General features: G+C 70.2%; 10 protein-coding genes. 6 read left to right on the top strand and 4 right to left on the bottom strand.

Annotation, left to right across the window (positions count from 1 at the left end):
* Positions 1 to 21 precede the first annotated feature (21 nt).
* From ACUDP5_RS16910 to ACUDP5_RS16920, 3 genes are read right to left on the bottom strand one after another with little or no spacing between them, the layout of a single operon-like run.
* Positions 22 to 780, bottom strand: coding sequence for a GntR family transcriptional regulator (locus ACUDP5_RS16910; RefSeq protein WP_445656660.1), 759 nt, complete (start codon positions 778 to 780; stop codon positions 22 to 24).
* The gene (locus tag ACUDP5_RS16915; protein WP_445659181.1) at positions 777 to 2,543 is read right to left on the bottom strand and encodes a glycerol-3-phosphate dehydrogenase/oxidase; all 1,767 of its coding nucleotides are present in this window, start codon (positions 2,541 to 2,543) and stop codon (positions 777 to 779) included. Before ACUDP5_RS16915 ends, ACUDP5_RS16910 begins: the two co-directional genes overlap by 4 nt.
* Positions 2,544 to 2,584: 41 nt before the next feature.
* Positions 2,585 to 4,066 carry an FGGY family carbohydrate kinase gene (locus ACUDP5_RS16920; protein WP_445656661.1) on the bottom strand — a complete coding sequence of 494 codons (1,482 nt, stop codon included), beginning with the start codon at positions 4,064 to 4,066 and terminating at the stop codon, positions 2,585 to 2,587.
* A gap of 184 nt (positions 4,067 to 4,250) precedes the next feature.
* On the opposite strand from ACUDP5_RS16920, the gene ACUDP5_RS16925 reads away from it, so the two are divergent.
* From ACUDP5_RS16925 to ACUDP5_RS16945, 5 genes are read left to right on the top strand one after another with little or no spacing between them, the layout of a single operon-like run.
* Positions 4,251 to 5,285, top strand: coding sequence for a substrate-binding domain-containing protein (locus ACUDP5_RS16925; protein WP_445656662.1), 1,035 nt, complete (start codon positions 4,251 to 4,253; stop codon positions 5,283 to 5,285).
* Positions 5,282 to 6,805, top strand: a complete 1,524-nt coding sequence (locus ACUDP5_RS16930; RefSeq protein ID WP_445656663.1) for a sugar ABC transporter ATP-binding protein — start codon at positions 5,282 to 5,284, stop codon at positions 6,803 to 6,805. Before ACUDP5_RS16925 ends, ACUDP5_RS16930 begins: the two co-directional genes overlap by 4 nt.
* On the top strand, positions 6,802 to 7,833 hold the full coding sequence (locus ACUDP5_RS16935) for an ABC transporter permease (protein ID WP_445656664.1): 1,032 nt from the start codon (positions 6,802 to 6,804) through the stop codon (positions 7,831 to 7,833). Before ACUDP5_RS16930 ends, ACUDP5_RS16935 begins: the two co-directional genes overlap by 4 nt.
* Positions 7,830 to 8,810 (top strand): aldo/keto reductase, encoded by a 981-nt coding sequence (locus ACUDP5_RS16940; RefSeq protein WP_445656665.1) that lies wholly within the window; start codon positions 7,830 to 7,832, stop codon positions 8,808 to 8,810. Before ACUDP5_RS16935 ends, ACUDP5_RS16940 begins: the two co-directional genes overlap by 4 nt.
* A gap of 16 nt (positions 8,811 to 8,826) precedes the next feature.
* Complete coding sequence (locus tag ACUDP5_RS16945; RefSeq protein ID WP_445656666.1) at positions 8,827 to 9,675, top strand: class I fructose-bisphosphate aldolase; 849 nt, start codon at positions 8,827 to 8,829, stop codon at positions 9,673 to 9,675.
* Here the strand turns inward: ACUDP5_RS16945 and ACUDP5_RS16950 are convergent.
* Entirely contained in the window at positions 9,654 to 11,078 is a 1,425-nt protein-coding gene (locus ACUDP5_RS16950) for an MFS transporter (protein WP_445656667.1), read from the bottom strand. The genes ACUDP5_RS16945 and ACUDP5_RS16950 overlap by 22 nt on opposite strands.
* A gap of 162 nt (positions 11,079 to 11,240) precedes the next feature.
* Between ACUDP5_RS16950 and ACUDP5_RS16955 the strand changes: the two genes are divergently transcribed.
* Positions 11,241 to 12,131, top strand: a complete 891-nt coding sequence (locus ACUDP5_RS16955; RefSeq protein ID WP_263914434.1) for a LysR family transcriptional regulator — start codon at positions 11,241 to 11,243, stop codon at positions 12,129 to 12,131.
* The last annotated feature ends 44 nt before the right edge of the window (positions 12,132 to 12,175 follow it).

A 12,175-nucleotide genomic window follows, 5' to 3' on the forward strand; every position in this document is an offset into this window, starting at 1 on the left:
ACGGCGTCTGCCACCCAGGCCCTAGGTCGTCGTCTGGACGTGCAGACGGCTGGTCTGGCAGCGGTGCAGCGCGCGGTAGTGTTCCAGCGGCCGGCCATTGGCGCCGTAGGCGATGGACTCGATGCGCAGCAGCGGCTCGGGCTCGGTCATGCCCAGCAGCGCGCAGGTTTCGGCGTCGGGCAGCACGGCATCGATCCAGCGCTCGGCGCGCACGATGCGCAGGCCATACTGGCGGCGCAGCACGTCGTACAGCGAACGATTTTCCAGCCGGGTGCGGTTCAGCCCCGGCGCCAGGTCGGCGGGCACCGCGGTTTCCACCAACAGCTGCAATTCGCCGTCCACGCTGCGCAGGCGTTTCAGCGCCACGACCTGCGCGTGGTCGCTCAAGCCCAGCGACGTGGCCTCGCGCGCGGTGGGTGCGCGCAGTTCCTGCAGCAGCACCTGGGTGCGCACCGTGCGGCCCTTGCGCTCCATTTCATCCGAGAAGCCCAGCACCGTCGAGACGAAATCCTCGTCGCGTTCGCGCGCCGACACAAACGCGCCCTGCCCGCGGATCTTGTAGATCAGGCCGTTGCGCACCAGGTCGGCCAGGGCCTCGCGCACCACGATGCGCGAAATGCCGTACTGCTCGCCGAATTCGGCCTCGGTCGGCAGCTTGGCGCCGACGGCCAATTCGCCTTGCAGGATCTTGCCGCGCACCACGTCGCGGAACTGGGCCCACAACGGGGCGCCGGCGCTGCGGTCCAGCACGGTGTCTTCGGTAGGGGTCGAGCTGCTCATATCGTGACGGGACTGGAAATCGAAACGGGAAACAAAACAAAGTGCCGGTCGCGCAAGGTGGCGATGCAGGCCTGCAACTCGGCGTCGTGGCGCGCGGGACTCCAGCCCAGCTCGGCCGCGGCGATACCGGCCAGCTCGCCCGCCAGCGCGGCGGTCATGCGGCCGCGAATGGCCAGCAGCGTGCGGCGGATCACCAGGTCGGCCAGGTGCTGCACGGCCGTGTCGCGGCACAGAAAGCGGACTTCCGGGGCCGAGTATTCCGGCGCGTGCTTCAGCGGCGCATCGCCCTGGTCCGCAAAGCCGCGCGCCAGCGCCCGCGCCCCCGAACCATACCGGCTGACCAGTTCGGCCACGCGCGTTCGGCTCAAGCCGCTGGCCGCCTGGATGTCATCCAGCAGGCGGTCCAGCCCTGGCGCATCGGCCGGCATGCCGGCGCCGCCACCGATGGCCAACTGCTCGGTGGACTGCGCGCGGGTGCGGCCCAGTTGCGCCAGCACCGCGTCGGCCGCCAGTTGCGCCAGCGAACGGAAGGTGGTCCATTTGCCGCCCACCAGGCAGATCAGCGGCACATCCCGCGAGGCATTCGGCGGATCGATCACCACCGCGTGGTCGCGCGAGATCTGGCCCGGCTTGTCGGCATCCGATTGGGCCAGGGGCCTGACGCCGACGTAAGTGTAGACCACGTTGCCGCGGCCGAAATCCAGCCGCGGGAACACCTCGCGCAGCACGTCCAGCAGGTAGTCGATCTCGGCCGGATCGGTGGCCGCCTGGTCCGGATCGTCCACCGGAATGTCGGTGGAGCCGACCAGCACGCGGTCCAGGAAGGGATACACGATGCAGACCCGGCCGTCGGACGCCTCGAAATACGCCATGCGGCCGCGCAAGGCATCGCGCAGCGCCGGATGATCCAGGATCAGGTGCGAGCCCTTGGTGCCCATCACGCGCGAACCCTGGCCTTGCAGCGCACCGGCCGAACGGTCCAGCCACGCGCCGGTGGCATTGACCACGGTGTCGGCGGTGACCTGCACCGATTCGCCGGTGAGCGCATCGCGCAGGGTCACCGTGCGCCCCTGGCACGCCGTGACGCGGCAGTAGTTGGACGCAACGGACTCGGACTGGTCGCGGTGGCCGTCGCGGATCAGTTCCAGCACCAGCCATTCGGGGTGGCGGATCCAGGCGTCGTAGTAGGTGGCCGTCCAGCGCACCGCCGCGCCGAACAAGGCGCCGTCTGCCGCCGCCACGCGTGCAATGCGGTGTTCCGGCATGACGCGCTGGCGCCGGCCCAGGCGGTCGTACAGGCGCAGCCCCAGCCCCACCACGCACAGCCCGCGCGCGCCCGGCGAGGCGCGCAGGCCCGCAAAGCGCAGCACGCTGCCCACCAGGCCCCCGAAGCGGCTGGACAGCGGCACCACGGTTTCCAGCGGCCGCACCAGGTGGGCGGCGTTGCGCAAGAGCAGATTGCGTTCGCGCGTGGCCTCGGCCACCAGCGAAAACGCGCCGCTTTCCAGGTAGCGCAGGCCGCCATGGATCATGCGCGACGGCGCGCTGCTGGCGCCCGCGGCGATGTCGCCCTTGTCCACGATCAGGCAGTCCACACCTTGCAGGCACAGGTCGCGGAACACGCCCGCGCCGTTGACCCCGGCGCCGACGACCACGGTGGAAAAGTGCCGCCCAGCGAGCTGGGCGGGACGCAAGTATGGGGTGTCGGCGGCGGGCGTACCTGCGGCGGGCGTACCAGCTGCGGGCGTACCAGCTGCGGGCATACCGGCTGCGGGCGTGCCGGCCGTGGGCGTACCGGCGGCGCTCATCGCGCGGCTCCCGACACCTGCGCGAAGGCCGGCGCCATGCTGTCCACCAGCGCATGGAATTCGGCATAGAAGTCGGCATGCGCCGACCGTTGGGCGGGATCCGGCTCGACTCGCTCGCACGGCGCCGGCAGGCAATCCGCCGCGCCCTGCGACAGCGCCGCGTAGCCCGCCGCGCCGCGCGCACCGGTTTCATCGTCGCCGCAGCGTTCCACCGCGTGGCCCAGCAGGCCCGCCAGCAACTGCGCCATGCGGCGGTCGCGCGCGCCGCCGCCCAGCGCGGCCACCCTGCCCGGCACGCCCAGCCCCTGCGCCGCCAGGCGTTTCAGATGCCAGGCATGCCAGGCCGCCACGCCATCCACCACGGCGCGGGCCATGTGGGCGCGAGTGTGGTGGCCTTGCAGCCCCACGAACCCCGCGCTGGCCCCCGGCGGCCAATTGCCGCCATGGATGAACGGCAGGAACCGCAGCCCCTCGGCCCCCAGGGGCACCGACATCGCGCTGTCGACCACCGCGGCCGCATCGGGAAATTGCAGCGCCCGCGCGGCCCAGGCCACGTTGGCCATCGACGACGGGCTGTTCTCAAGATAGAGCCGGCGGTCGGGGTCGCCGAAACGCACGATGGCGCCGACCTGCGGCTTGGGTTCGCGCGCGGGCGCCACCACGGCATTGACGCACCAGGTGCCCAGCACCGCCACCGCGTGGCCCAGGCGCTCGGCGCCCACGGCCCGCAACGACGCCAGCAGATCGATCGCGCCCAGCACCACCGGCACGCCCGCCGGCAAGCCGAAGGCGGCCGCGGCCGACGCCGACACCTGCCCGACCACCGATCCAGCCGTGAGAAGAGGCGCCGCCTGCCCATGCAGGTCGGCCACCCCGGCGGCCTCGAAGGCCATTGCCGACCAGCCGCCGGTCTTAAGATTCAACAGCCCCGCCGTGCTGGCGTCGCTGGCATCGGTGGCGACTTGGCAGGTCAGCAGAAACGCCAGGTAGTCCTTGGCGAACAGCAGGTGCCGCGTGCGGCCGCGCAGCGTCGGATCGGCCTGGAAACGTTCGGCGGCGATCAGCGACGACTGCCCCGACCACGGTCGGCAACCCACCTCGTCATACAGCGCATCGCCCAGCCGCAGCCCCAGCGCGCGGGCGCGGGCCGCGGCGCGCTGGTCGGTCGAGGCGACCGCGCCCCCGCCCAGCAAGCGGCCACCTTCGTCCAGCAGATACAGGCCCGCACCGTGGCCCGTGCAACTGAGCGCGCGCAGATCGCGCAGGCGCTCGCCCAACTGTTGCGCCACGCCTTGCAAGGCATGCGCCAGCGCCGCTTCGATGGCATCGGCCGCCAGCTCGCACCCGCCGTGCGGCAGTTGCCGGTAAGGCAATGCCCCGCCCGCGGCCGCCAGGGTGGCCCCGCTCCCGGCTTCGAAGGCAACCGCCTTCAAGCCCGTGGAGCCCATGTCTATCCCGAGGTAGATGTCTGTTCTCATGTCATAACATTGTCTACGGAAATTTTCGGCAGGATAGCAGTGTTTCCCCTAGTAATCTAAAAATTTCGGCTGCCCTATAGTGCTGTCGATGTCATAACAACGAATCGATCATTTCAGGTCGATCGGCAGGTTCCCCGGGCCACAGGGCCGTTGGTTGCATCCATGCAAGTCAAGGAGCGGAGACATGAGACGAGATTTCCTGAAGACCGTGGCGGCGGCGGGCGCGGGCCTGGCCAGCGCCAATGCCTTTGCACAGGCCACGCCGCAAGCCCCCGGGCTGCGCGGCAACCCTGACGACGTCTACGTGATGAACGTGATGGTGTCGGGGGTGGAGTACTGGTTCCCCGTGTACGAAATGATGAAGCAGCTGGGCCAGTCGCTCGGCGTACGCACCCGGTATTCCGGCACGCCCGAATATGACGTCAACAAGCAACTGGCTTCGTTCGAGCAGGAACTGGCGCGCAAGCCCGCCGGCATCCTGCTGCACCCGATGAACCCGGACCCGTTCATCGAGCCCATCAACCGCGCCGCGGCCATGGGCATCCCGGTGGTGACGTTTGCGGCCGACTCGCCCAATTCCAAGCGCGTGTCGTTCGTGACGTCCGACAACGACCGCGAAGGCGCGCAGGCGGCCGACGCCATCGCCGCGGCCCTGGGCGGCAAGGGCGAATACGCCGTGCTGGAGAACCCCGGCCAGGACAACCATGACCGCCGCATCGCCGCCTTCATCAACCGCATGAAAACCAAGCACCCCGGCATGAAGCTGGTGGGCCGCGCGGCCAGCAACCAGGACCCCAACAAGGCCTACCAGGCCACGCTGAGCCTGGCGCAGGCCAACCCCGGCCTGGGCGCGCTGTTCATGCCCGAGGCCAATTCCGCGCTGGGCGCGGCCCAGGCCAGCATCGAAACCAAGAAGAACATCAAGGTGCTGTGCTGCGACGTCAACGCCAAGATCCTGGACATGATCAAGTCCGGCGAGGTCTACGGCTCGGTCAACCCCAACCAGGGCGTGCAGGGCTACATGGGCATGATGCTGCTGTTCCTGGCCCGCAACCAGCAACTGATCGACCCGATGAACGACGCCAAGCGCAACGGCAGCAACCCCATGGCCGTGCCGTTCCTGGACAACGGCCTGTCCATCGTCAGCAAGGCCAACGCCGACGACTTCTATTGGGACAAGTACCTGGCGCGCCGCGGCACCAAGGGCATCAACGAATGACGCCCGCCGCGCCCCTGCTGGCACTGCAGGGCATCAGCAAGCGCTTCGGCGCGGCGCAGGCGCTGGCCGGCGTGCACTTCTCGCTGCAACGGGGCGAAATCCATGCCCTGTGCGGCGAGAACGGCGCCGGCAAGTCGACGCTGATGAAAATCATCGACGGCATCCATGCGCCAGATGCCGGCGACATCCTGCTGGAAGGCCAGCGGGTCGTCATCGACGGCCCGGCCCACGCCATGCGGCTGGGCATCGGCCTGGTACACCAGGAAATCGCGCTGTGCGGCGATGCCACCGTGGCCGAAAACCTGTTCATGCCGCACATCAACACGCAACCGCGCGCCTGGATGGACTACGCCGACCTGAAGCGCCGCGCCACCCAGGTGCTGCGGCGACTGGGCCAGGACATCGACCCGGCGCTGCGGGTGGACCAACTGGGCATTTCCAGCCAGCAACTGGTCGAAATCGCCCGCGCCCTGACGCTGGACTGCAAGGTGCTGATCCTGGACGAGCCCACCGCGGCGCTGACCGAAGTGGAATCGGCCGCGCTGTTTCGCGTGCTGCACGGCCTGAAGGCGCAGGGCATCGGCATCATCTACATCAGCCACCGCATGGCCGAGATCTTCGAACACTGCGACCGCGTCACCGTGCTGCGCGATGGCCGCGACGTGCATTGCGCCGCCATTGCCGACATGACGCCGGACACCCTGGTGCGCAGCATGGTCGGGCGCGACCTGGGCAACTATTACCCGCCCGGCCAGGCCGACACCGGCAAGCCGCCCGAGATCCTGCTGGATGTACAGGACATCGACGACGGCGCACGCGTGCACGGCATTTCATTCCGCCTGCGGCGCGGCGAAATCCTGGGCATTTCCGGGCTGATGGGCGCCGGCCGCAGCGAACTGGCCGAAACCGTCTGCGGCCTGCGGCGCGCGCGCCAAGGCACGGTCAGCCTGCGCGGCAAGCGCCTGCGGCTGCGCCGCTATGCCGACGCGCTGCGCCATGGCATCGCCTATCTCAGCGAAGATCGCAAGGCCGCCGGCCTGTTCCTGGACATGCCGATCGAACAGAACGTGTCGTCCATGGCGCTGGCCCGCATCAGCAGCCGCTTCGGCCTGTTGCGGCGCACGGCCGAACGCCAGCTGGCCGTCGACCTGGGCACGCGGCTCAAGCTCAAGTCCGCCGGCGTGGGCCAGGAAGCCGCCTGCCTGTCGGGCGGCAACCAGCAGAAGGTGGCCATCGCCAAGCTGCTGGCCACCCGCCCCGCCGTGCTGCTGATGGACGAACCCACGCGCGGCGTCGACGTGGGCGCCAAGTCCGAAATCCACCACCTGCTGCGCGAGCTGGCCGACCAGGGCGTCGGCGTGGTGGTGATTTCATCCGAATTGCCCGAAATCATCGGCCTGTGCGACCGCGCGCTGGTGATCCGCAACGGCAGGCTGGCCGGCGAGCTGGCCCGCGCCGACATGACAGAAGAAAAGCTGCTCAGGCTGGCCTCGGGCCTGGGCGCACAGGAGACGGCATGATGACCGACCTACCCTCCCCGCAATCCGCCGGCGCGGCGCTGGCGCCCCCTGCCCGGGCCGCCGACGCGCCGCCGCGCCTGCGCCACCGGCTGGCCAGCCTGCGCGAAGCCGGCCTGCTGCTGATCATTGCCGCGCTGTGCATCGTGATGAGTTTCGCCTCGCCCCACTTCCTGACCTGGGAGAACGTGCGGGCGATGCTGCTGTCGTTTTCCATTGAAGGCATCGTGGTGGTCGGCATGACCTTCCTGGTCATCGTTGGCGGCATCGACCTGTCGGTGGGCTCGGTGGTGTGCCTGGCCATGGTGGTGACCGGCAAGCTGTTCCTGATGGGGCTGGACCCGTGGACAGCCGGCCTGGCGGCCATTGCCGCCAGCGCCGCGGTGGGCGCCCTGATCGGCGGCTGCGTCACGCGCATCGGCCTCTCCCACTTCATCGCCTCGCTGGCCTTCATGGTGATCGTGCGCGGCCTGTGCCTGGCCATCACCCAGGGCACGCCGCAGTCGCTGTTTTCCTTGCCGGCCCAGTTCAAGTTCATCGGCCAGGGCACCATTGCCGGCATTCCCGCCGTGATCCTGATCTTCGGCGCCATCGTCGCCCTCAGCGACTTCGCCCTGCGCCGCTCGGCCCTGCTGCGCAAGGTGTTCTATACCGGCAGCAACGAAAAGGCCGCGCTGTATGCCGGCATCCGCACCGGGCGCGTCAAGTTCTGGGTCACCGTGCTGTGCTCGGCGCTGGCCGGCCTGGCCGGCGTGGTGTACACCGCGCGCTTCGGCGCCGCCACGCCCACGTTCGGCGTCGGCATGGAACTGAACGTCATCGCCGCCGTCGTCATCGGCGGGGCCAGCCTGAAAGGCGGTTCGGGCACCGTGCTGGGCGCCGTGCTGGGCCTGGCGCTGCTGTCGGTGGTGACCAGCTCGCTGATCCTGCTGGACGTGTCGCCGTACTGGCAGGACGTGGTCAAGGGCCTGATCCTCCTGGGCGCCGTCACCGTCGACCATCTCATGAACGTCAAGAAAGGACACCGATGAACACCACCACGCTGGGCACTTCCGGCATCCGCTGCCAGACCGTGGGCCTGGGCACCTGGGCCATGGGCGGCTGGATGTGGGGCGGCAACGACGATGCCGCCGCCATCGACGCCATCCGCGCCTCGCTCGATGCCGGCGTGCAGCTGATCGACACCGCCCCCGCCTACGGCCTGGGCCACGCCGAAGACCTGGTCGGGCGGGCCCTGGAAGGCCGCCGCCAGCACGCCGTGATCGCCACCAAGTGCGGCCTGGTCTGGCACACCCGCCAGGGCCGCCACTTCTTTGACGAAGACGGCCAGGCGGTGCACCGCCATCTGGGGCGCGCGTCCATCTTCCATGAGGTCGAGCAAAGCCTGGCGCGCCTGCGCACCGACTACATCGACCTGTACATCACCCACTGGCAGGACGACACCACGCCGGTGGCCGAAACCATGGATGCCCTGCTCGACCTGAAGCGCCAGGGCAAGATCCGCGGCATCGGCGTCAGCAATGTGGAACCCGACATCCTGGCCGAATACCTGCGCCACGGCGCGGTGGACGCCATCCAGGAACGCTACAGCCTGATCGACCGCGACATCGAATCCACCCTGATGCCGCTGTGCCACGAACACAATGTCGGCATCCTCGGCTATTCGTCGCTGGCGCTGGGCCTGCTGGCCGGCCCCATCGACCCGGCGCGCCAGTTCGGCGGCGACGACCAGCGCGCCGGCAACCCGCGCTTTTCCACTGCCAACCGCACCCGGCTGCACGCGTTTTTCCAGGACCTGGAACCGCTGCGCTGGCAACTGGACTGCACCCTGTCGCAGTTGATGATCGCCTGGACCACCCGGCCCGGCGGCGTCACCGTGGCGCTGTGCGGCGCCCGCGACGCCCGCCAGGCCACCCAGAACGCCCGCGCCGCCGCGCTGCGCCTGGAACCCAACCATATCGCCGCCATCGACGCGGCCGCCCAGCGCCATCTGCAAGCGCTGGACTGACCCCGGAGCCCCCCCCATGCCGCACCTTAAACAAGCCCGCCTGAACCGCCTGCTGAACGCCGGCCGTTGCCTGGACATCGCCGTGGACCATGGCGTGTGCAACGAGCCCAGCTTCCTGTCCGGGCTGGAAGACATGCCCGCCGTCATGGCCCAGTTGCTGGCCGCCGGCCCCGACGCCATCCAGCTGAACTACGGCCAGGCCGACCTGCTGCAACAGCAACCCGGCCGCGACAAGCCCGCCCTGGTGATGCGCCTGGACATGGGCAACCCCTACAACGCCACCATCCACCGCGTCATGTGGGCGGTGCTGCAGAACGAACAAGACCCCGTGCTGCCCGCCGTGCAGATGGACGCGGCCTGCGTCGTGGTCAACCTGTTCATGCTGCCCGGCGAACCCGACCTGTTCCGCCAGTGCGTAGCCAACATCGCCCGCGTGCGCGCCGACTGCGACCGCTACGGCATGCCCCTGATGATCGAACCGCTGGTCATGGCGCCGCACACCGAGCGCGGCGGCTACATGGTCGACGGCGACGCCGAAAAGATCGTTACGCTGGTGCGGCTGGCGCGCGAAATGGGCGCCGACATCGTCAAGGCCGACCCCACCACGCATGCGCAGGATTTTCATCGCGTGGTGCAGGCCGCCCGTTGCCCGGTGCTGGTGCGCGGCGGCGGCCGCGAAGACCTGCGCCAGGTGTTTGGCCGGTCGCGTGAACTGCTGGACCAGGGCGCCGTGGGGTTGGTGTATGGCCGCAACGTCTACCAGCACGCCGACCCGTCGGCGGTGGTGCGGGCGCTGATGGCAATGATTCACGACAACGCCGACGCCAGGCAGGCCTGGGACATCTACGAAACCGGCAGCCGGTAAGGCCGACGCTGGCGCCAGCCGATTCCCCAGGCGCCAGCCGCCAGCCCCGCGGCCACGCCAAACGCCACCCCCATCCCCCGCGCCACCGCCTCGGGCGGCGCCGCCGCCAGGTCCGCCGCCCCGGCGGCCAGTGCAAACACCGCCCCCATGGCCGAAGCCCCGGTCACCAGCCCCAGGTTGCGCGACAGATTCAACATGCCCGCCACCACGCCGCGCTGATGCGCGTCGACATCGGCCAGGACGCCGGTGTTGTTGGCCGCCTGGAACACCGCGTAGCCGACCGTCAGCACGACAATCGGCCCCAGGTAACCCGCCACCCCCAGCGCTACGGGAAGCGCCGCGAGCAACGCCGCGCCCGCGACCATGGCCGCCAGTCCCAGCCGCGCAATCCGTGCCGCGCCATGGCGGTCCACCAGACGGCCGGCCGGCACGCCGCACACCGCGCTGACCAGCGGCCCCACCGACATCACCCCCCCGGCCGCGGCCGCGCCCAACCCCAGCGCCTGGGTCAGATAGAACGGGCCGACCACCAGCGTCGCCATCATCACCGTGGACACCAGTGCGTTCATGGCCAGGCCGGCCGCCAGGCCGCGATCGCGCAGCATGGCCGGACGCACCAACGGGGCTGCCACCCGCGCCTGGACCCGCAGGAACAGCCATGCGCCCGCCCCTGCGACCCATAGCAAGCCGATGTTCAGGCCGCCGAATTGGCCGCGTCCCGGCGTCATCGCCAGGGCATAGGCCGCCAGCGCGACGCCCAGCACGACCGTCCCGGCCAAGTCGAAGCCCAGGCCAGCCGTCCTTTCGCGGTCCGCCGGCAGATGGCGCGCCGCCAGCACGATGGCCAGCAGGCCCAGCGGCAAGTTCGCCAGGAACAGGAAGCGCCAGCCCAGCGCCGCGATCAGCACGCCGCCCAGGGTCGGCCCCAGCGCGGTGCCCACGGCCGACATCGTGCCCAGCAGCCCCATCGCGCTGCCCGTCCGATGCTTGGGCTGGATGTCGCCCACGAACGCCATCGACAGCGCCATCATCACGGCCGCGCCCGCTCCCTGCACGGCCCGCGCCGCGATCAGCAGCCCAAGCGTGGGCGCCAGGCCGCACAGCGCCGACCCCACGGTAAACACCGCGATGCCCCCCAGCAACAGGCGCTTGCGCCCCCACTGGTCGCCCAGGCGGCCGGCGCCGACCACGCAGACCGTGATCGCCAGCAGGTAGGCCAGCACGATCCACTGCACCTGCGGGAACGGTGCGGCGAAGGCCTGCGCCAGCGTCGGCAGCCCCACGTTGGCGCTGCTGGTGCCCAGGGACGCCAGCAACAGGGACAAGGACAGGCTGGCCAGCGCCCAGGCGGGGTGCCGGCCGGCGGCCGGGTTCGGGTTCGGGTTCGACAAAGTTGGCGACATGGCTTTCTGCGAAGGTTGGCATCGGAACGGACCGCCCGACATGCGTCGAACAGACCTGCCCCCCAGCGTAGGCCCGCCCTTACCCTGGCGGAAGACGCAGCATTTGCACTTTATCCATGCACCAGACGCCATCCCACGCCTGCGTCGTGATAACGTCGCGCCATGTCCCGCCCCGACCTCAACCTGCTGCTGACGCTGGACGTGCTGCTGGCCGAAGGCAATGTCGCCCGCGCCGCGCGCCGCCTGCACCTGAGCCCGTCGGCCATGAGCCGGGCGCTGGCCCGCCTGCGCGACACCACCGGCGACCCCTTGCTGGTGCGGGCCGGCCGCGGCCTGGTGCCCACGCCGCGCGCCATCGAACTGCGCGAGCACGTGGCCCGGCTGGTGCAGGAAGCCCACGCCGTACTGCGCCCCGCCGAACTGCTGGACCCTTCCCGGCTGGCGCGCACCTTCACGCTGCGTACCAGCGACGGCTTCGTGGAAAATTTCGGCGGGGCGCTCATTGCGCTCGCCGGCCGCGAGGCACCCGGCGTCACGCTGCGCTTTGTCGCCAAGTCCGACAAGCACAGCGCGCCCCTGCGCGAGGGCACCGTCGACCTGGAAACCGGCGTGGTCGGCGCCGCCAGCAGCCCCGAGATCCGCACGCGCGCCTTGTTCCGCGACAAGTTCATCGGCGCCGTGCGCGCCGGTCATCCCCTGGCCAAAGGCAAGATCACGCCGGCCCGCTACGCCGCCGGCCAGCACGTGCTGGTGTCGCGGCGCGGGCTGGACAAAGGCCCCATCGACGAGGCCCTGGCGGCGCTGGGCCTGACCCGGCACGTCGCCACCCTCGTGGCCGGCTTTTCCGACGCGCTGGCGCTGGCGCGCGGCAGCGATCTCATCGCCAGCGTGCCCGAACGCCACACCGGCAACCTGCGCGCCGGCATGCACAGCTTTGCACTGCCCGTCGACACGCCCGCCCTTACCGTGTCCATGCTGTGGCATCCGCGCATGGACGCCGATCCCGGGCACCGCTGGTTGAGGGAATGCGTACGGCAGGTCTGCGCGCCGTAAGGCCGGCGGTCAGGGCGGCCGACGGCGCTCCCCCGCCCGACACG

This window comes from Achromobacter sp. NCFB-sbj8-Ac1-l, assembly GCF_052695805.1.